The 19,245-nt window shown below is 66.4% G+C and carries 17 protein-coding genes; 8 read left to right on the top strand and 9 right to left on the bottom strand.

Features of this window, described 5'->3' with window-relative positions:
- The first annotated feature begins 269 nt into the window (after positions 1 to 269).
- The gene (rplK, locus tag ASF00_RS00310) at positions 270 to 701 is read left to right on the top strand and encodes a 50S ribosomal protein L11 (protein WP_031392847.1); all 432 of its coding nucleotides are present in this window, start codon (positions 270 to 272) and stop codon (positions 699 to 701) included.
- A 4-nt stretch (positions 702 to 705) separates the two neighbouring features.
- Positions 706 to 1,398, top strand: coding sequence for a 50S ribosomal protein L1 (gene rplA, locus ASF00_RS00315; protein ID WP_055872669.1), 693 nt, complete (start codon positions 706 to 708; stop codon positions 1,396 to 1,398).
- Positions 1,399 to 1,706: 308 nt separating this feature from the next.
- Here rplA and ASF00_RS00320 read toward each other — a convergent pair whose 3' ends face one another.
- Positions 1,707 to 2,969 (bottom strand): glycosyltransferase family 4 protein, encoded by a 1,263-nt coding sequence (locus tag ASF00_RS00320; RefSeq protein WP_055872671.1) that lies wholly within the window; start codon positions 2,967 to 2,969, stop codon positions 1,707 to 1,709.
- Between the two features lie 2 nt (positions 2,970 to 2,971).
- Entirely contained in the window at positions 2,972 to 4,699 is a 1,728-nt protein-coding gene (locus ASF00_RS00325) for a glycosyltransferase family 2 protein (protein WP_235525617.1), read from the bottom strand.
- Between the two features lie 193 nt (positions 4,700 to 4,892).
- Between ASF00_RS00325 and ASF00_RS00330 the strand changes: the two genes are divergently transcribed.
- The 4 genes from ASF00_RS00330 to ASF00_RS00345 all read left to right on the top strand — a co-directional run bounded on the left by ASF00_RS00330 (position 4,893) and on the right by ASF00_RS00345 (position 9,667).
- Positions 4,893 to 5,363 carry a MarR family winged helix-turn-helix transcriptional regulator gene (locus ASF00_RS00330; protein ID WP_055872676.1) on the top strand — a complete coding sequence of 157 codons (471 nt, stop codon included), beginning with the start codon at positions 4,893 to 4,895 and terminating at the stop codon, positions 5,361 to 5,363.
- On the top strand, positions 5,360 to 6,766 hold the full coding sequence (locus ASF00_RS00335) for an efflux transporter outer membrane subunit (protein ID WP_055872678.1): 1,407 nt from the start codon (positions 5,360 to 5,362) through the stop codon (positions 6,764 to 6,766). The genes ASF00_RS00330 and ASF00_RS00335 overlap by 4 nt, the downstream gene beginning before the upstream one ends.
- On the top strand, positions 6,763 to 7,935 hold the full coding sequence (locus ASF00_RS00340; protein WP_055872679.1) for an efflux RND transporter periplasmic adaptor subunit: 1,173 nt from the start codon (positions 6,763 to 6,765) through the stop codon (positions 7,933 to 7,935). Before ASF00_RS00335 ends, ASF00_RS00340 begins: the two co-directional genes overlap by 4 nt.
- Positions 7,936 to 8,116: 181 nt before the next feature.
- Complete coding sequence (locus tag ASF00_RS00345) at positions 8,117 to 9,667, top strand: DHA2 family efflux MFS transporter permease subunit (RefSeq protein ID WP_055872682.1); 1,551 nt, start codon at positions 8,117 to 8,119, stop codon at positions 9,665 to 9,667.
- Between the two features lie 47 nt (positions 9,668 to 9,714).
- Here ASF00_RS00345 and ASF00_RS00350 read toward each other — a convergent pair whose 3' ends face one another.
- Together ASF00_RS00350 and ASF00_RS00355 are read right to left on the bottom strand one after the other, a co-directional pair.
- The gene (locus tag ASF00_RS00350; protein ID WP_055872684.1) at positions 9,715 to 11,070 is read right to left on the bottom strand and encodes a cytochrome P450; all 1,356 of its coding nucleotides are present in this window, start codon (positions 11,068 to 11,070) and stop codon (positions 9,715 to 9,717) included.
- Positions 11,067 to 12,191, bottom strand: a complete 1,125-nt coding sequence (locus ASF00_RS00355; RefSeq protein WP_055872686.1) for a histidine phosphatase family protein — start codon at positions 12,189 to 12,191, stop codon at positions 11,067 to 11,069. The genes ASF00_RS00350 and ASF00_RS00355 overlap by 4 nt, the downstream gene beginning before the upstream one ends.
- 20 nt (positions 12,192 to 12,211) lie before the next feature.
- On the opposite strand from ASF00_RS00355, the gene ASF00_RS00360 reads away from it, so the two are divergent.
- Positions 12,212 to 12,517, top strand: a complete 306-nt coding sequence (locus ASF00_RS00360; RefSeq protein WP_055872688.1) for a hypothetical protein — start codon at positions 12,212 to 12,214, stop codon at positions 12,515 to 12,517.
- Positions 12,514 to 13,362, top strand: coding sequence for a 3-deoxy-8-phosphooctulonate synthase (kdsA, locus tag ASF00_RS00365; protein WP_055872689.1), 849 nt, complete (start codon positions 12,514 to 12,516; stop codon positions 13,360 to 13,362). The genes ASF00_RS00360 and kdsA overlap by 4 nt, the downstream gene beginning before the upstream one ends.
- 92 nt (positions 13,363 to 13,454) lie before the next feature.
- Here the strand turns inward: kdsA and ASF00_RS00370 are convergent, their stop codons facing one another.
- The 5 genes from ASF00_RS00370 to ASF00_RS00390 all read right to left on the bottom strand — a co-directional run bounded on the left by ASF00_RS00370 (position 13,455) and on the right by ASF00_RS00390 (position 19,233).
- Positions 13,455 to 14,528 carry an MFS transporter gene (locus tag ASF00_RS00370; RefSeq protein WP_235525504.1) on the bottom strand — a complete coding sequence of 358 codons (1,074 nt, stop codon included), beginning with the start codon at positions 14,526 to 14,528 and terminating at the stop codon, positions 13,455 to 13,457.
- A gap of 508 nt (positions 14,529 to 15,036) precedes the next feature.
- A complete protein-coding gene (locus ASF00_RS00375; RefSeq protein WP_055875108.1) occupies positions 15,037 to 15,609 on the bottom strand; it encodes a histidine phosphatase family protein in 573 nt (190 codons plus the stop codon).
- A gap of 23 nt (positions 15,610 to 15,632) precedes the next feature.
- The gene (gene kdsB / locus ASF00_RS00380) at positions 15,633 to 16,454 is read right to left on the bottom strand and encodes a 3-deoxy-manno-octulosonate cytidylyltransferase (protein ID WP_082463138.1); all 822 of its coding nucleotides are present in this window, start codon (positions 16,452 to 16,454) and stop codon (positions 15,633 to 15,635) included.
- Positions 16,451 to 17,461: a KpsF/GutQ family sugar-phosphate isomerase gene (locus ASF00_RS00385; RefSeq protein WP_235525506.1), complete on the bottom strand. Its 1,011-nt coding sequence runs from the start codon at positions 17,459 to 17,461 to the stop codon at positions 16,451 to 16,453. Before ASF00_RS00385 ends, kdsB begins: the two co-directional genes overlap by 4 nt.
- A gap of 689 nt (positions 17,462 to 18,150) precedes the next feature.
- A complete protein-coding gene (locus ASF00_RS00390; RefSeq protein WP_055875110.1) occupies positions 18,151 to 19,233 on the bottom strand; it encodes a lactonase family protein in 1,083 nt (360 codons plus the stop codon).
- Positions 19,234 to 19,245 lie beyond the last annotated feature (12 nt).

Raw genomic sequence — 19,245 nt, forward strand, 5'->3', positions numbered from 1 at the left:
AACCCCTAGCGAGATCAATCGATCGTCACCCCCGGGGCGGCACCTATGGCCGCCTCGCGACAGTCGGGTGACCGTTTCGCTACAGTTTTAATTTGTAAGACAACGTGTGACGATCGGGTATCACCCCCCGAGAGAGGGGCGCACGCGGGTGTTGCCGCTTTGCGGGTTTTGCGCTATGCGCGCCGGCTTCCACCTTCACTGATGGAAATTTGCGGGAGGTTGCCGGGAGGTAGCCGCCATCACCGCTAGGCTCACATAAAGAGAGTGACATGGCTAAAAAGATTACCGGATACATCAAGCTGCAGGTTCCTGCAGGCGAGGCAAAGCCCGCGCCGCCGATCGGGCCTGCGCTGGGTCAGCGCGGCGTGAACATCATGGAGTTCTGCAAGGCGTTCAACGCCGGCACGAGCGAACTGAAGAAGGGCATGCCGATCCCGACCGTCATCACGGTCTATGCGGATCGCTCGTTCTCGTTCGAGACCAAGACGCCGCCGGCATCGTACCTGATCAAGGAGGCCGCTGGTCTCAAGTCGGGTTCGAAGGAGCCGGGCAAGGTCGTCGCCGGCAAGATCAAGCGCAGCCAGCTGAGCGAGATCGCCACGACGAAGATGAAGGACCTCAACGCCAACGATATCGACGCTGCGACGAAGATCATCGAAGGCAGCGCCCGCGCAATGGGCCTCGAAGTGGTGGAGGGCTGAGATCATGGCTAAGCTGAGCAAGAAGCAGAAGGCCGTCACGGTCGACCTCGTCAAGCTGCACGGCATCGACGAGGCCATCGGTCTCGCACGGTCGGGCGCCACGTCGAAGTTCGACGAGACGATCGAAGTCGCGCTGAACCTGGGCGTCGATCCGCGTCACGCCGACCAGATGGTCCGCGGCGTCGTCACGCTGCCCAAGGGCACCGGCAAGACCGTCCGCGTCGGCGTGTTCGCCCGCGGCGCGAAGGCTGAAGAGGCCCTCGCAGCAGGCGCAGACGTCGTCGGCGCCGAAGACCTGATGGAAATCATCCAGGGCGGCACGATCGATTTCGATCGCTGCATCGCGACCCCGGACATGATGGGCATCGTCGGTCGCCTCGGTAAGGTGCTGGGTCCCAAGGGCCTGATGCCGAATCCGAAGCTCGGTACGGTGACGATGAACGTCGCCGCCGCGGTCGAAGCTGCCAAGGGCGGCCAGATCGAATACCGCGTCGAGAAGGCCGGCATCATCCATTCGGGCATCGGCAAGGCGTCGTTCCCGGCAGAAGACCTGCGCGCGAACTTCGACGCACTGGTCGACGCGGTGGTCAAGGCCAAGCCGACCGGCGCCAAGGGCAAGTATGTCCAGAAGGTCGCGATCTCGTCGACGATGGGCGCAGGCATCAAGGTCGACACGGCCGAGGTGGCTGGCGCCTGACCGCTGGTGGCTAGCGCACGCTAGCCACGAGAGGGCGACAGGCCGGCCGGCGTGGCTTCATCACGTCCTGCCGTGAAAACCAGAAAGGGCCGGGAGCGATCCCGGCCCTTTTTGCATGTCGGCTCCGAAGAATGCCGATCTTTCCGTCCGAGGGGGTGACGTTGGCGAACGTGACCGGAGGAGAGGGCACGCGACTGTCGAGGGCGCAGATCGCCTCTCCCTCTGGTGACGGTGAGCCGCCGCAACTTGCCGGGGAGATTTCACGTCTGGACGTCGGTTTGGGCATGGAACGCGGGCGCGCTCGCCGCCTACCCTGCCAGCGCGAGCTTTGCGTCGAGCGTCGTCCTGAACACCGAAACATAGTGCGTCACGCGCGCGCGCTCGGTGTCGGGCGCATAGGCGGCCGTCATGGCCGGCGCGACGATCCGGCCTTCGACGATGTCGACGAGCGTGCGCGCAAGATCGATTGCGCTGCCGGGCTGGAACGTGACGCCGACGCTGTCGCCCGCGACCTTCTCCGCCATGCCGCCGATCGCGCTGCACAAGATCGGCCGGTGGGCGACCAGCGCCTCCTGGATGACGACGGGAGAGTTCTCCCACCAGATCGAGGGGACGACGATCCAATCATATTGGCGCATCAGTGCCACGACGTCGGTGTTGGCGTAGCGTCCTCGATTCGCGACCACATCGGCGTTGGCGTCGAGCAGCGCGGCGATCTTCGTCCGAAAATCGCCACGCTGAATATCGAGATTGGCACCGTGGATGCCGACCGAAAGCGATTTGCGGAGCGGCTTCGGGATCTGCGACACCGCATCGAGCAGGACGTCGAGACCCTTATAGGGATTGATCTGCCCGAAGAATCCGATCCTCGTCATGCCGTCGTGCGACGGAGCCCGATCGACCGCTCCGCTTTGTGCGATCAGATCGGGTGACAGCGGATTGTCGATCACCGTGATCCGCGCGCGATCGAGCCCCCAGTCGACGAACCGGTCGGCGAGAAACCTGCTCGGCGAGACGAACCGCGCGACGGGCGCAAGCCGCTGCAGGATCAGCGCCTTGCGGAGGTAGAATTCGCCGGCGCTGTGATGCGGAAAACATGCCGAACAGGCGGCGGGCGACTCGTCGCGACAGAGCCGGCCATCGGTCTTGATCATCTGGCCGTCATTGTGACAGATCAGCAGGAATTCGTGCAGCGTCAGAACGACAGGCACGTCGGCGCGCGCGAGAAGTTCGACGACGTCGAGGCTCCAATGGGCCAGATGTTCGATATGGACGATGTCGGGCCGAAACCGCTCGAGCAGCTGTCCGACCATCGTCTCGAGCACGGCGAGATGCGTGCTCTCGAGCGAGAAATGCTCCTGCCCCGGCGGATCCGCGACGATCTCGGTCGGGCTCGCGCCGAACGCGCCGAACGACGCATCGTGACCGATCGCGGCGCGCGGCGCGCGCGCGACCAGAACCGGGGCGATGTCGTCGCGACCGAGCAACCGCGCATACAGCGCATGCGCCGCCTGCTCGCCGCCACCCGTCGAGAATGCCGGGTGGCCATGTGCGAGAATAAGGACCCGCATCTTCACGCCGCCAAATCCTGTTGCCAGCGCGCGTTGAAGCGGATGCAGTTTAGATAGGTGATCGCGCTGCGCAACGCCTCGCCGCCGCTGAGAACGAGCGATTGCCGCTCGAGGTGACGCAGCCCCGCGGTCCGGACCAGACCGACCGGCCGGCCCTTGGCGACCGATCGCATGCACAGATCCGCATCCTCGAAATCGCCGCGGACATAGCCCGGATCGAACCCGCCCAGCGCGTCGTACCAGTCACGTGTCATCATCATCGCCGCGCCGGTGACCGCGGGCACGGCGATCGCGACGGGTTCGCCCGGGGCGATCGGCAGCGGGGGAAGCCCCTTCCCCGGATGCTCGGCGGCATACAGGTCATGGACGTGCCGGCCGCGCTGCAGGATCATCCCGTCGTGCTGGAGCGTACCGTCCTCGTACAGCAGGCGGAATCCGACGATCCCGAACTGCCCTGCGGCGATCTCCGAGGCAGCAATACCGAACGCGCCGCCATCCTCGACCCAGACATCCGAATTCTGGAACAGGAGCAACGGCGCGCGCGCGACGCCGACGCCGATCGTGTTCGCCGCCGAAAACCCATAATTGCCGCCGTTGACGACCAGCGTCGTCGGTCGATCAATCAGCGCGCGGCGATCGGCCAGATAATTCCGGATGAACAGATGATGCCGCGGATCGTCGCTGACATAGATGAACTCCGTCCCGTCGGGATACGCGGCCTGGTTCGCGAGGATCGCGCGCAACAGGAACGGCCGCCCGTAAAGCGGGACGATCACCGACAGACGGGGCGGCGCGTCGCGGTCGACGACGCGAACGACCTCGTGCGTCATCGCGCGTATCGGCTGCGCGGTGAGCAACGGCCTGGCGTGCCGCAGCATGACCGCCGGCGACGGCAGCGCGCCGCCGCCGAAATGCGCGGAGAAATTGTTGAGCGCATTCTCGACGCTATCGAGCCGCTCGTCGGTCAGCACCAGCGTGCCGAGCGACGTCACCATGTTGCCGCCGTCGACGAGCACGGTCACGCGCCGCGTCGCTCGATCGACCAGCGGCATGGTGGTGAGAAAGCCGTGGTTCGCGGTATGCGCCGCGGTGCCCTTGCGGCGCATCGCATCGGAGACGTCGGGTCGATCGAAGGTCGCCAGGTCCCCGCCGGTACAAGCGGCCTCGAGCGTGTCGGTCAGGAGGACGAGCGACGCCACCGCCGCATTCTCGATCCAGCCGCTGACGATCATGCCTTCGCCGACGTGCGCCCACGAATCGAGAAACACATGGTCGGATTCGCTCGCGACGCCGCCGCCCAGCGCCCATTGCAGCGCGCGCGCGACGTCTGCGGCGAACAGCGTGCCGGCGATCATGAGATCGATCGGCCAACGTTGGCCATTTGCGACACCACCGGGTCCTACCGCGAGCCTGTCGAGCGTGAAGGGCTGCGTATGAACGACCGCATCGTCGGCGCCCAATACGGTCAGCGTCACGGTGGAGTCGAACAGCGCGAGCCCGGCGAACGGCGCGATCGCGACGCCGATGACATAGCCCACGTCGATCGCCTCACGACCATACATCTCGGCGACGTCAGCGCGATCGAACCGGATGCAACGCTCGACCTCTGCCTCGCCGATCTGCCCGCCCCGGGCACTTTCGATGCGGATCTTCACCGGGTCGCCATCGGCCACCGTCCAGCCGACAAGGATGAGTTTGCCCGCCGCAACGACACCGAAATCGACGAACATGCTATCCACGATCATCTATCGGAAGGCCTCTTCATGGTGCGAGGGAGCGAGCTGAACGGCTCGTAATCGGCGAGAATGCGGGCCGACAGGTGGCACCATAGCTCCGGTGCAAGGTCACGCAAGGGTTCGATCCTTACCGCACCGCCTCGTGCGACCCATTGACTGCCTGAGCAATGGTTGCCAAAGCAGCGATATGGACTTTTATACCAAGGCTGATTTCGGACCGGACTGCTCGCTGGGATTCCAGGCTCGGCGCATTCATCAGAGCGTGCAGGCGGGGCTCGACTCGCTGTTCGCCAAAGAAGGGTTGAGCGTCACGCAGTGGTCGGTGCTGGTGTCGATCTGGTTCGGGCGCGCGAGCACCTGTGCGGACCTCTCGCGTGATCTTGCGCACGACAAGGGCGCGACGACCCGGCTCGTCGATACGCTGGAACAGCAGGGCTGGGTCACGCGAACGCGCGCGACCGACGATCGGCGGGTGGTGAACCTGATGCTGACCGCGGAAGGAAGCGCGGTGACGGAGCGCTGTCGCGACCTCGCGGTCGACTATTGGAACGGCGCGCTGGTCGACTGGGATCGGAGCGAGGTGGAGACGCTGATCATGATGATGCAGAAGCTGCGCGTGACGCTGGAATCCCCGTCAAGCACGGCACGTGGCGCATGACACGGGCAGCGATCCTGATCGGGACGACGGCGGCGCTGCTGACTGGCTGCGCCATTCCTGCCGCGCAGACCGGAGTCGCACCGATAGCCGGGACGGCGCTGGGGCTGTCAGCCGACCCTGCCCCGGTGATCGCGGCAGACTGGTGGCGGGGGTTTGGCGACCCACAGCTCGACCGGCTGGTCGGCGAAGCGGTGGCAGGCAGTCCGTCGCTCGATGCCGCGCTCGCGCGCGTCGCACAGGCGCAGGCGGTGCTGGCGACCAACCGCGCGAACGACGGCCCTGACGTGACGCTCGACGCGCAGGACCAATATGCGCGGCTGAGCGGTCGCTACACGATTCCGCCACCTTATGCGGGCACGACGCGGTTCATCGGGACGGTAGCGGCGAACCTGTCGTGGAACCTCGATCTGTTCGGTCGGCAGAAGGCGGCGATCGCGGGCGCACGGGAGTCGCTGCGCGCGGCGGCGCTCGACCTGGCGGCGGCGCGGCTCGCGCTGTCGGGGGCGGTGGTGCAGACCTATATCGATCTCGAACGTGCCGAAGCGCAGGCGCGGATCGCAGGCCGGACGATCGCAACGCGTCAGAATACGCTGCGATTGGTCAATGTGCGGATCCGCAACAAGCTCGGCAGCAAGCTCGATGCACAGGCAGCAACCACGTTGCTGGCCCAGGCGCGGCAGGCGCTGGTACGCGCGCAGGCGTCGCAGGTGTTGGCGAAGAACGCGCTGGCAGCCCTGGCCGGGCGTGGGGCGGACTATCAGGCGACAATCGGCCCGACCGCGTTGAAACTCGATGCGGTATTGCCAACGCCGACGATGATCCCCACCGATCTGCTCGCGCGGCGGGCCGATATCGCGGCGGCGCAGGCTCGGATCGTGGCAGCGGCGGCAGGGCGCCAGGTGGCACGGCGCGCATTCTATCCGAACGTCAATCTGGCGGCGCTGGCGGGGTTTCAGGCGATCGGACTTGGCAATCTGCTGTCGCTCGATGCCGGGACGGTGGGCGTCGGGCCGGCGATCCATCTACCGATCTTCGATAGCGGCCGGATGAAGGCGGATCTGGCGGGCGCAACGGCCGCGCTCGATCTGGCCACCGCGGAGTATAATCAGCGCGTGATCGGCGCGGTGCGTGAGGCGGCGGATGCGGTGGCGCGGATCGGCGCGCTGGACGCAGACCGCGCGCGGCAACGCGAGGTGGTGCGCGGCTATGCCGAGACCGGGCGAATGAACGCGATCCGCGTGTCGAGCGGGCTCGATAGCCGGCTCGATCTGGTCGACAACGACGTCCGGCTGCTCGCCGCCGAGCAGGCCGATGCCGATCTCGCCGCCAATGCCGCGCAACAGCGCGTCCAGCTCGTGCTGGCGCTGGGTGGCGGTGTCGATTTTCAGGATGTGACACGATGACCGATACGCAGACACCTTCACCGGCTGCCGAGCCTGTCGCCCCCGCCGGCAATCCGCAGGGCCGCAAGCGCGCGCTGACGATCCTCGGTATCGTCGTGCTGATCGGCGCAGTCGTGTGGGCCGTGTTTCATTTCCTGCTGGCGGTGCCGGAACAGGAGACCGACGACGCGTATGTCGCCGGTGACGTCGTGGCGATCACGGCGCGCGATCCAGGTCAGGTGACCGCGATCCATGCCGACAATACGCAGGTGGTGAAGGCGGGACAGCCGCTGATCGATCTGGACGCGGCGACCGCGGATGTCGGCGTCGCGTCGGCCGAGGCCGAACTGGCGCGGGCGGTACGCTCGACCCGGTCGGACTTCTCGAAGGTGAACGAAGCGGGTGCCGCCGTCGCGCAGGCCGACGCCGAGCTCGCGCGCGCGCGCAACGACCTCGCGCGGCGGCGGGGTGCCGCGGCCGAAGGCGCGATTTCCGGCGAGGAACTGAGCCATGCGGCGGATCAGGTGAAGGTGGCGGCGGCGACGCTGCAGCTCGCGCGCAGTCAGCAGGCGCAGTCGCGCAGCGGCGTTGCGGGGACGACCGTGGCGAACAACCCGGCGGTCATGGCGGCGATCGCGGCGTATCGGCGCGCGGCGATCACGCGCAGTCACATGCATGTGGTCGCGCCGATCGACGGCGTGGTGGCGCAGCGAACCGTGCAGCTGGGGCAACAGGTATCGGCGGGCATGCCGCTGATGGCGGTGGTGCCGCTCGATCGGGTGTGGGTCGATGCGAACTTCCGCGAGACGCAGTTGCGCGACCTGCGGATCGGACAGGCGGCGACGGTGACGGCGGACATGTATGGCGACGACCTGGTCTATCACGGGCATGTCGTCGGCCTGGGCGCGGGCAGCGGCAACGCGTTCGCACTGCTGCCGCCGCAGAATGCGAGCGGCAACTGGATCAAGATCACGCAGCGCGTGCCGGTGCGGATCGCACTCGACAAGGGCGAATTGCGGCGCAATCCGCTGCGGGTCGGGCTGTCGGTGACTGCGACGGTCGAAACCGCGGACACGTCGGGGACGATGGTCGGGCGGCCGGCGGTGGCGGCGTATAAGGGGCTGGCGACCGGCACAGGCAATGCCGCGGTCGAGGCGAAAATCCGCCAGATCATTGCGGCGAACCGGTGATGTCCGCGGGGTCAGGGAGCGCCAAGGGGGAGCGCCGGGGTGATTGCCTAGCACCAGCCCGGCGGAGGCCGGAGCCCAATTGGAGAAGTGGTCGTAACGGCGCGCCGTCTTTCGTTAGCGGCGTTTCCCAATTGGGCCCCGGCCTTCGCCGGGGTGGTTACGCGCACCGGGCCGCCTGCTAATGGCTGCCCCCGCCCCTTCCACCACTGGCCCCGCCCCGCTCGTCGGCGGATCGCTCGCCCTCACCGCGTTCGCGCTGGCGCTCGGCACGTTCATGCAGGTGCTCGACACCACGATCGCCAACGTCTCCCTGCCGACGATCGCGGGCAATCTCGGCGTCTCCAGCGACAATTCGACCTGGATCGTGACCGCGTTTGCGGTCGCCAACGGCGTCGCGGTGCCGCTCACCGGGTGGCTGATGGGCCGGTTCGGCGTGGTCCGGACGTTCTGCGTCTCGGTCTTCCTCTTCACGATCGCGTCGTTCCTGTGCGGGATCGCGTGGAACCTGCCGTCGCTGATCGGCTTCCGGGTGCTACAAGGCGCTGTTTCGGGACCGATGATCCCCGGCAGCCAAGCGCTGCTGATCGCGATTTTTCCCGCGCATAAACGTGGTACCGCGCTCGCAATCTGGTCGATGACGACCCTAGTAGCGCCGATCATGGGGCCGATCCTCGGCGGCTACATCTCCGACAATTATCACTGGAGCTGGATCTTCCTGATCAACGTACCCTTCGGGATCTTCACCGCATTCATCTGCTGGAACAAGCTCGGCACGCGCGACACGCCGATGCGGAAGCTGCCGATCGACCAGGTCGGGCTGATCCTGCTGGTCGTGTGGGTCGGCGCGCTCCAGATCGTGCTCGATCTCGGCAAGAACGACGACTGGTTCGCCGCCGACCGGATCGTCATCGCGACGATCGTCGCCGCGATCGGCTTTGTCGGCTGGCTGATCTGGGAGCTGACCGATGCCAACCCGGCGGTAAACCTGTCGCTGTTCAAGAACCGCAACTTCGCGATCGGCACGACCGCCTTCTGCCTTGGCTATGCGGTGTTCTTCGCCAACACGCTGCTGCTGCCGCTCTGGCTGCAGACGCAGATGGGCTATACCGCGACCTGGGCCGGGCTGGTCGCGGCCCCCAGCGGCGCTGTCGCGGTGCTCCTGACGCCGTTCGTCGCCAAGCTGGCGGGCAGGTTCGACGCACGGATCCTCGCCAGCGTGGCGTTCGCGGCGTTCGGCTACTCCTATTACCTGCGCTCGGGCTACACGACCTATGCAAGCTTCTACGATCTGATGCTACCGATGCTGGTGCAGGGGATCGCGATGAGCACGTTCTTCCTGTCGATGCTCACGATCTCGTTCGATCGCATCCCGGCCGAGCGGCTCCCATCGGCGACCGGCATCTCGAATTTCGTCCGGATCACCGCGGGCAGCTTCGCCGCGTCGCTGATCACCACCGCCTGGGACAGGCGCGAGACGCTGCACCAGAGCCGCCTGTCGGAGGCCGTCGGCGCGGGCTCACCGTATCAGATGGCGCGCGAGGGTCTGGCGCGGATGGGGCTGACCGACGTGCAGTCCGCCGCGGTCGTCACGCGCCAGCTGGTCGGGCAAGCCTATCTGCTCGCCTCGACCGATCTGTTTCGGCTTTCGGCCTGGCTGTGCATCGCGCTGATCGTGCTGGTGTGGTTCACCCGGCGCCCCGATCCACCCAAGGGCCCGATCGCCGCCGACTGAGGTTCCTGCGTCGGCAAGAGCCCGCCCGCTCTCGCTGAAGGGGAGATTTAGCGCAGCGTCAGCAGCAGCCGGACGCCGTTGCCCGCGCGTAATGTCAGACGGCTGATCGGTTCGGGATCGTCGCCGGCGATCGTCGCGAGATCGAACGTCCGGACGATCCCCGCCAGCGTCAGCAACGCCTCCTGTTGTGCAAACCCCGCGCCGATGCAGACGCGCGGCCCCTTGCCGAACGGCAGATACGCATGGCGACACGCGTCAGCCTGATCGGGATCGTCGAAGCGATCGGGATCGAACCCGTGCGGTTCGGGAAAATTGTCGCGGTTGCGCTGCACCAGCCACGGCGACACCACCAGCATCGCACCGGGATCAAGATGCTTGTCGCGCATGTCGACCGGGCAGGTAACGCTACGCACGAGGAAGCTCAGCGGGGGGTAGAGCCGCAGTGTCTCGCGAAAGACGTTGCGCGTCACGCCGAGGGCTTTCAGCGATTCGTAGGTGAGCGGCACCTCTCCTGTCTCGGCGCGGATCGCAGCCTGCAAGGCGGGGTCGCGCGCTAGCAGGTACAGCGCCCAGGTAATCGCGCTCGCCGCGGTCTCGTGCCCCGCCAGGAAGATCGTCGAGATCTGCTCCATCACCTCCTGCTCGGTAAACGCCGCGCCCGTGTGCGGGTGGCGCGCATCGATCAGCGACTGGAGAATGTCCTCCCCCCGCTCATGGCGTACGTGCGTAGCCGCGTACCGCTCCGCGACGATCCCCGCGAATACCGCGTGGATCCGTGCGGCGGCGCGGCGCGCGCGACCCAGATAGCCGAACCCCGGGAGGCGATAGAGCCGCAGCATCGAACTGCGCTGCGCCTGTTTCTGATAATCATGGAACGCCTCGAAGATCTCGCGGGCGCCGCGGGCATCGAGCGGTCGCGAGAACATCGTCCGGAAGATCACGTCGGCGGCGATGTGCGTCGCCAGCGGATCGATCGCGACGGGCTTTGCGAGGTCGAGTCCGCGCATCGTCGCCAGCAGGTCGTCGACGGCGGCGGCCATCATCGGGAAGACACGCTTCAGCGCGGTATGGCTGAACGCGGGGTTCACCATCGCGCGCTGATCGCGCCAGTCCTGCCCGTTCGACGAGAACACCGAATTGCCGATCAGCGGATCGAGCAGATCCTGGAGGAAGGCGTGCTTTGGAAATATCTCCGCGTCGGTCTCGAGGATACGGCGCACCAGCGGCAGTTCGTTGGCGATGTAGAACGACAGAGCGGGCGTGTGGATCTCGCCCATCTTCATCGTGTAGCTCTTGTCGAACAGGACATGGATCCACGAGTTCCAGCCGCGCAGGAACCGCTTGAACAGCGACGACCGGGTGGCGTGCGGCTGCGGATAGGGCGGCGTAAAGCGGACCGTCATGCGATCGTCCGGAACGCCGCGACCGATGCCTCTATGCCGCGTGCCGATGCCGTGAGACTCGGCAGGTCGAGCGGGCTGACGCGGTCGCCGACGCGCAGATAATCGAAATGGATCTCGTATTTGTTACGCCAGCCCTTGTGATAGGTTTCGGGTTCGTAGAACCGGTGGAAGCGCGGGCTGAGCAGTTCGATCCGCGGGCGCGGCGACGGGTCGACCAGCAGCAGCGGGTTCGCGCCAAAGAACGCCGCACCATCAGGCGGCGAGCCGATGTCGATCCAGCGAAATTCCTGCGCTGACAGATACCGAAGCCGCGCATGAAAGCGTACCGCATCGCGGCGACAGGCCACCAGCGGGATGCAATGGCCATAGGTAACCAGCACGAAATTCGCCGGCAGCGTGCCCTCATACCGTTCGAGCAGTCGCGCCATCAGCAGCATCGCGAGGATCGAGCCGTTGCTGTGACTGACCAGCAGCACCTCGTCATGATCGCCGTGCAGGTCCTTCGCAATCTCATCCACGAACGCGTCGAGACGCGCCTGGAGCGCCAGCGATCCCTCGCCGTCGCCGAACTCGCCGTTGAACACGAAAAACCGCAGGAGCCACGGTGCGCGGATGGCGTTGAGCAGTGGAATCGCGCCGCCGGCGCCGACGATCAGGCCAATGACGAGCGCAAGCCACCACGGCAGCCAGAGCAGCGCGACGAGGAACACCGGCAGTGCGATCAGCAGCGGCAACAGCACGCTGAGGATAGGCGGATAGAGCATCGTCACCAGCGGACCGGTGGCGATCTTCCTGACAGTCGCGAAATCGAACAGGCGAAAATGATCGGTGTAGACGCGAGCGGCGCGCAGGCCGAGCTGGACCGGGTTGCGGATCCACGCCTGCTGGACAATGTCCTCCCAGCGCAGGAAACTATAGTCGGTGGTGACGTCGGCGGTGTCGTTGCGTACCGTCCAGTCGCTGCGGATCGGTGAGGCCTTGCGGCGGCGCGAGACGGTGACGCTTTGGCCAGTCTTGTCGGCGTAGCGGACAAGCTGTTCCTTGGCGAGATTGTAATAAAAACGCACGCCACGCGGATCGAACCCGCCCAAGTAGAAGACTTTACGCTTGAATGTCGTCACGATCGCCGCCTACTTCCCCGATGCCGACCGACGAGACGCAGCCCGTACGCGACTATTGTTACTTTCTGGACCACCGGAAATATAATCGCAATCGCGGCTGTCAATTGCACGACAATGCGTATGGCATTGCCGGCGGTGGCGGCGAGCGCGCGCGCTGGCGGGCGGACATTGCGCTATATCGTCGGATGCGCGGCGAAGGCGATCCGATGGCGCTGCCAACGCTGGTCGCGTGCCTCCTGTATGGCTGGTTTTTCTTCAACTATCATCCGGGACGATGGCTATGGCGGGGGCAGCTGCTCAGGCGGTTCGTGAAGGCAAAATCATGACGCATGCGCCTGGGCGGCACGTGAAGGTCGCCATCAGGTCGGGCACCGATGTGACGTTCGGCGCGGACCTGCCGTTCGTCTTCGTCGGCGGACCCTGCCAGATCGAGAGCCGCGAACACACGCTGCGGATCGCCGACTTTCTCGTCGGGGCGGCGCGAACCGCGGGCGTCCCCTTCGTCTTCAAGGCGTCGTACGACAAGGCGAACCGGACATCGGGCACCGGCCAGCGCGGGATCGGCATCGACGACGGCCTGCGCATTCTCGCCGACGTCCGCGATCGTTTCGGCTGCCCGGTGCTGACCGACGTCCACGCGGTCGACCAGGTCGCCGCGGTCGCGGACGCCGTCGATATCCTCCAGATCCCCGCCTTCCTGAGCCGCCAGACCGACCTGCTGATTGCCGCGGGTGCGTCGGGGCGCGTGGTCAACGTCAAGAAGGGGCAGTTCCTCGCACCATGGGACATGGCGGCGGTGGCGGCGAAGATCGCCTCGACCGGCAACGACCGCATCATCCTGTGCGATCGCGGCGCGAGCTTCGGCTACAACACATTGGTGTCGGACATGCGCGCGCTGCCGATCATGGCGCGGACCGGCTACCCGGTGATGTTCGACGCGACGCATTCGGTACAGGCACCCGGCGGCCACGGCGATTCGTCGGGCGGCGACCGTGACTTCGCGCCGGTGCTGGCGCGCGCCGCGGTCGCCGCCGGCGTCGCCGCGATCTTCGCCGAAGCGCATGACGATCCCGCCAACGCCCCGTCAGACGGCGCGATCATGCTGCCGCTCGACTGGATCGGCCCGCTACTGTCGACACTGGTGGCGATCGACGCGGTGGTAAAGGCGTAACGGCCGCAGCGGAGCCTCACGCCCTTCCACGATCGGCGGCCGCGATTGGCGGCCACATCGGGGGCCGCGATCGGCGGCCAGCATGGCTGAGGTCACCCACCGTGCGAACGCACCGATCTGAAGAGCAGCCACCCGCCGAAGCCGGCAAGGATACCGAGCGTACCACCCAGGACATAGGCGTCGATGGCGCGATTCGGCGCAAACAGCCCGCCAGTCATGTACCCGAAAATACCCGCACCGCTTGTCGCGGCGCTGTAGATCGCGGCGACCTTGCCGTGCGCACCGGCCGGTGACTCCCGTTGCAGCACCGTCCGGACCGCGACGTTGTGGGCGCTGTTGGCGGCACCGCCGATCACGAACGAGAGCCCCACGAAGACCAGACCGCCCGTCATCATGATGCCGGCGATCCCGATCGCGAGCATGGTGCCGCCCATGACCATCGCAGCGGCAAATGCAAGCGGCGCCGGATGCCGCATCGGCATCGTGCCCGATGCCGCGGCTCCCGCCATCATCCCACCCGCCCAGCACGCGGTCAGCACCCCAAACGCGGCGGGCCCCGCCGCCAGCGAAACCGTCACGAGAAAGACGAATGCCACATCGGCGATGGCGGTAGCATAAACCGCCAGCGTCAGCGCACCGATCAGGATCGTGATCCGGCGGTCCCTCAACACAAGTCGGTATTCGGACAGGAGTGTCCGCGCCTCGCCGCCGTCTGGCTCGCCCTCTTCCACTTCCGGAGGGCGGCGCAGGCCACTTGCCAGAACGACGGCGGCGAGCAGCGCGAAGCTGGCCGCATCGATCAACAGCGCGTTCCGCGTCCCGCCCCATGCCACCAGCGCGCCCCCCATGACCGGCCCGGCAAGCATGCCCGCGCTCCGCACGAATTCCAGCACCGCGTTAGCCCGCGGCAACGTCATGCCCAACCCGGCAGCCAGGATCGGAATGAGCGCGAAGCTGGCCGTCCCGCCGAGCGCAAACGACACGCTGAGGATAGCAGCACCGGCGAGGGTCGAAAGCAGATCGGGGTGCCACGCCATCCACGCGATGATGACGGCATCGGCAAGCGCGGTCGCGACCAGCAATCTGCCCGCATCGTGCGCGTCGACCAGTCGGCCGATCAACGGCGTCGCGAGAAGGCCGGGCAGCAATTGCGCGACGAGCAGCATCGAGACGGCGAAAGGCGTATGATCTCCCCCGCTTCGGAACATCAGCGTTATCAGCGAAATCTCGTCGCCGATCGAAGAAAGGGACAGCGTGGCCAGCAAGACCCACCCCCAGCCCCGCCTGATCCCGACCGCGCGCATGTCATCAACCCCCGTCGGGGAGTTTGCCGGCAATCGCGCGACGAGACAATCGCACCGACGGCTATTGCCGGCAGTGGCCGTGAGACGTCGGACATAGGCTGCGGAGATCGCTCGTTTCTCCCGTCACGATTCGGTGGCTCCCACTTCGCGCATAGGACAGGGGACACGGCGGTCGGATGCGTACGAATCTCCCACGGTGTCCGGCGCACCGGGCGGCAATGGCGATGGAATGACTGCGCGATCGGCAACTCACGCGCGAAGAGCGGGCCGGCGTGACCGTGAGTCCAGGATGCGGATGTCGCACGGTGGGTTGCACCGGCTGTACGTTCCGATTGTGTGGTGGACGCAGCGGCATCCGGTCGATTTCCCGCTAGGGCCGGACGTCCCAGGCCTTTGCCATTGGCCGCCCCTGCGCATCCGTCACCACCTCGCCGTACGCGCCGGTGCGCAGTTTCGCCGCACCGGGGAATGCGAATCGCGCAGCGCCGTTGCTGGTAACGATCAGCATCGTGCCGGTCGCGCTGGCGAACAGATCGCGCCACGCGGCACGCCGCGCGGCGGCGTCGACCTGCCAATCTTCGGGCGGGATGCCATCGCGGTCCCAGGCGTCGAGTGCGGGCTGGCCGATACGGGCCAGCACTTCGGCCTCCGGGCGATCCTCGTCGGGACCGTGATCGATCTCGCGGAGCCATTCGACGATCGTGGCGGGGCCGTCATGACCTGCCGCGCTCAGCAGCAGCCGGGCGGTCTCGCGCGTCCGTAGCAAGGGGCCGCAGCGTGCGCTATCGAAGACAAGCCCGCAGTCCGCGAAATAGCGACCGAGCGCGCGTGCCTGGTCGCGACCCGCGTCGACCAACGCAAGGTCGGTGCGGCCACCGATCCGCCGCGGCGCTTCACCGGGTGCGAACGTATTGCCGTGGCGCACGATGAAGACCCGGGCGATCGCGCGCGACGTTGCGGATAGCGTCACGCGTCGTGCAGCGGATCGCCGTGCGTTGCGATCAACGCCTCCGCGCGGGTGATGTCCGCCTCCGTGTCGATACCCGATATGTCGAAGCGGGCGGGCGCGATCTCGATCGCATCGATGGTCAGCCCGAGTTCGAGCATGCGGAGTTGTTCGAGCCCTTCATGACGTTCGAGATCGCTCTGCGCCGCTGCCTCGAACGCCTGCAGTGCCGCGAGACGGTACACATACAGCCCGACATGCCGCCAGACCGGCGATAGCGAAAACGACGCGCGCAAGACGGCCTCGTCGCGCATCGCCGGGAGAATTGTTTTCGAGAACCACATCGCGCGGCCCGTCATGGTGCGGACGCAGGTGGTGCCGCTGAACGGCGCATGCCGCTTGTGCGCCCGCAGTGCGTCGAGCGCGGGCCAGTCGAGCCGGACCACCGGCGTCGCGATATCGGCGTCCCCGTCGCCCAGCGCCGCGACCACCGCGGCAATCGAGGCCGGCGACTGGAAGGGTGCGTCGCCCTGGAGATTGACGACGATCCGCGGCCGGCCGCCGGGCGTTTGCGCGGCCATCGCCGCTGCCAGCGTCCGCGCCGATCCCGACGTGATCGCGCCGTCGGTCATCACGACCGCGCAGCCGATCGATCGCGCGTGCGCGGCGATCTCCGGCGTATCGGTGGCAACCACCAGCGTGGCGTCATCGAGATGCGTGATCGCCCGACGGCCGAGCCCGATCGTCCGATGCAGCAGGCTATGCCCGGCGATCGTCCGCAACGGCTTCATCGGCAGGCGCGACGACCCACCGCGCGCCGGGATAACGACGAGCGCGGTCAGGCGATGCCTGCGCGCAACGTGTCGTGCATATGGATGACGCCGAGCAGATGCCCCGCCTCGACGACGAACATCATCGTCACGCTATTCGACTGCATCCGCCGCAGCGCTTCCGAGGCCAGTTCGCCGGGCGCGATCTTGAGCGGATCGCGAGTCATCCAGGCATCGACGCACGCCGCCATGCTCCCGCCGCCGGTGATCGTACGGCGCAGGTCGCCATCGGTAAACGCGCCGACCAGCCCATCCTCGTCATCGACGACCGCGGTGCCGCCGAACCGCGCCCGCGTCATCTCGGTGGTCGCATCGAGCAGGCTGGCATTCCTGTGGACCTTCGGCACGTCCGCGCCGGTCGACATCAGATCCTGGACTTTCAGCAACTGCGCACCCAGCCGGCCATTGGGATGGAACTTGTAGAAATCATCCGCCGAAAAACCACGCAGATCGACGAGCGCCATCGCCAGCGCATCGCCGAGCACCAGCTGCAGCGTCGTCGACGTGGTGGGCGTGAGCTCGATCGGACACGCCTCGCGCACCGCGGGGAGATTGAGCAGCACATCCGCGGCGCGTGCCGCCGTGCTGCGCGCGCGCGACGTGATCGTGGCCATCACGATCCCGAAGCGCTTGCAATAGGCGATGATCGGCGCAAGCTCGGCGCTCTCGCCCGAGCGCGTGATCATCAGCACAAGGTCCTTGTCGGTGATCATCCCGAGATCGCCATGCCCGGCCTCGGCGGGATGCAGGAACATCGCCGGCGTACCGGTCGAGGTCAGCGTCGCGGTAATCTTGCGGGCAATGATCCCGCTCTTGCCCATGCCCGTCACGATCACGCGGCCCCGCAACGTATAGATCCGCTGCACGAGGCGCTCGAATTCATCGGCAAACGGCTTGTCGGCAAACCGGTCGAACAGTGCCTCAAGGCCTTCGGACGTTATCGCCAGCGTCCGAAGCGCAGATGCTGCGGTACGCGACACAGGATGTGCGTGCGCCGCCCCGACCATATGTGTTGCCATGTCCGCGAACCTCCCAAGCGATTCAGCGCTCTCTCCACAAATAGTCCGATCCGCCGGTTCGGCAGTATCGGATCAGCGGGCCCTTCCAGAGATGCCTGCGCAATCATTGTAAGAAACGTAAGTATTTCTAACATCAGTTTAACCAGAACGGGTCTGCGCTGGCAATATCGGAAGCTTACAACGCGGACCGGCAAAACCGGCGTTCACCATGTGCCGCGGCGCCCACGGAGACCGATCCGGCGTAAATTCTGTCGCGGGCCGACAATCGAAACGTTCTCGAAACATCTTGGCCCTAACGATACGGTTACCAACTAAACGCCTGTGGGGGGCCAGACACATGATTATCACGATACCCGTTTTGCGGATCGCAGCCGCATGCCTAGCCGTCATCGCAGCGCCGGCGTTCGCCGCGGAACAGTCGACATGCGGCGCCGCCGCGAGCAGGCCACGCCTGGTCTGCGATGAAGGCGCGTGCATCCGCGTACCGTACAAGGATCTGTGCGATGCCGTCCATGCATCCTATCCCGCCAAACGCCGGGCGATGCGGCCAAGTCGGAGCGAAATCAGCCCGGTGCGCGACGAATTGACACTATTGATCGCCCGCGTAAGCTGAGCCGGCTCAGAACGCCAAGATCTTCGACAGAACCGCTCCTCCCCCACCGGGGGGAGGATGGACGGATCGCAGCGGCCTATCGGATTTGCGCGCTCGAGAAGGCCTCGAGAACATAGGCAGCGCCCGGCACGGTGATGCCCGTGCCCGTTGGGGCAAGCGTGCCGTCCTCGAGGATCGCGAGTTCCGTCACGCGGTGATCGCGTTCGTGCGCGACGACGACCCGTCGTTCATTCTCAACCAACCGGAAAAACCGCGGCGATGCGCCGCCGCTGGGGGCGTGCTGGAGCAGGACCGGGTCGCCGCCCGCCGCCAATGCAAAGACCGCAATGCTGTTGTCGCCACGGTTGGAGACATAGAGCCGGTCGCCCGCCGCATTGGCCGCGATATGCGCGACGATCGAATCGCCGGTCGCAGCGGCGGGTAACGTCGACACGGTCTTGCGCGGCCGAACCACCGCGCCATCGACATCGAGCGCAATCAGCGTGTTGCTCAGTTCGCAGGCCAGATAGGCCGATCCCGGCTGCCGCGGATGGACGAGCAGGTGCCGCGGCCCCGAACCGGGCGGCGCGACCAACGCGGTGCTCGGCGCGCCGAGCGTGCCGCGGTCAGCATCGAATGCGAACGCGCGAACCAGATCGGCGCCGAGATCGGTCGCGTAGAGCCAGCGATTATCGAGCGAGAACCCCACCCAATGCGCATGCGGCGATTGCTGGCGTTCAGGGTTCGGCCCCGATCCACGGGCGGTATAAATAATCGGTGCTCCGATCGGCAGGCCGCTGGTCGGATCGAGCCTGTACAACGCCACGCTCCCGTCCGCGTAATTGGCGACTGCGATGCATGACTGGCGGCGATCGAGCGCGATGTGGCACGGCGCGGCCCCGCCTGCCGAGACGCGCGCCAGACAATCCCACTGCGTACCCATCGACCGAAAGACGCCGATCGTATCGGCATGTTCGTCGACGATATAATGAAGGTCGAACCGCGGCGAATACGTGTCGAACGATGCGTTGCACGCGGCAGGGTCGGGCGCGCCTGCATGCCACCGGTCGTCACCGCGCCGGAGCGGATAAAGCCCCTCGCCACCGCCGCCGGCATAGGTGCCGATCCACAACGATGCGGCAGGTGGTGGCGTACGCGACGCGGGATCGTCGGTTGTCATGGTCGGCGCCTT

Origin of the sequence: Sphingomonas sp. Leaf34 (genome assembly GCF_001421805.1) — a bacterium.
Taxonomy (GTDB): domain Bacteria; phylum Pseudomonadota; class Alphaproteobacteria; order Sphingomonadales; family Sphingomonadaceae; genus Sphingomonas.

What these genes read in the sequence shown, in the direction of transcription:
- ASF00_RS00345 (WP_055872682.1), top strand. Translation starts at nt 8,117, where the DNA reads ATGGCTGCCCCCGCCCCTTCCACCACTGGCCCCGCCCCGCTCGTCGGC.
- ASF00_RS00335 (WP_055872678.1), top strand. Translation starts at nt 5,360, where the DNA reads ATGACACGGGCAGCGATCCTGATCGGGACGACGGCGGCGCTGCTGACT.
- ASF00_RS00370 (WP_235525504.1), bottom strand. Translation starts at nt 14,528, where the DNA reads ATGCTGCTCGTCGCGCAATTGCTGCCCGGCCTTCTCGCGACGCCGTTG.
- ASF00_RS00330 (WP_055872676.1), top strand. Translation starts at nt 4,893, where the DNA reads ATGGACTTTTATACCAAGGCTGATTTCGGACCGGACTGCTCGCTGGGA.
- ASF00_RS00385 (WP_235525506.1), bottom strand. Translation starts at nt 17,461, where the DNA reads ATGGCAACACATATGGTCGGGGCGGCGCACGCACATCCTGTGTCGCGT.
- ASF00_RS00350 (WP_055872684.1), bottom strand. Translation starts at nt 11,070, where the DNA reads ATGACGGTCCGCTTTACGCCGCCCTATCCGCAGCCGCACGCCACCCGG.
- rplK (WP_031392847.1), top strand. Translation starts at nt 270, where the DNA reads ATGGCTAAAAAGATTACCGGATACATCAAGCTGCAGGTTCCTGCAGGC.
- ASF00_RS00360 (WP_055872688.1), top strand. Translation starts at nt 12,212, where the DNA reads ATGCCGACCGACGAGACGCAGCCCGTACGCGACTATTGTTACTTTCTG.
- ASF00_RS00390 (WP_055875110.1), bottom strand. Translation starts at nt 19,233, where the DNA reads ATGACAACCGACGATCCCGCGTCGCGTACGCCACCACCTGCCGCATCG.
- kdsA (WP_055872689.1), top strand. Translation starts at nt 12,514, where the DNA reads ATGACGCATGCGCCTGGGCGGCACGTGAAGGTCGCCATCAGGTCGGGC.
- ASF00_RS00325 (WP_235525617.1), bottom strand. Translation starts at nt 4,699, where the DNA reads ATGTTCGTCGATTTCGGTGTCGTTGCGGCGGGCAAACTCATCCTTGTC.
- ASF00_RS00340 (WP_055872679.1), top strand. Translation starts at nt 6,763, where the DNA reads ATGACCGATACGCAGACACCTTCACCGGCTGCCGAGCCTGTCGCCCCC.
- rplA (WP_055872669.1), top strand. Translation starts at nt 706, where the DNA reads ATGGCTAAGCTGAGCAAGAAGCAGAAGGCCGTCACGGTCGACCTCGTC.
- ASF00_RS00320 (WP_055872671.1), bottom strand. Translation starts at nt 2,969, where the DNA reads ATGCGGGTCCTTATTCTCGCACATGGCCACCCGGCATTCTCGACGGGT.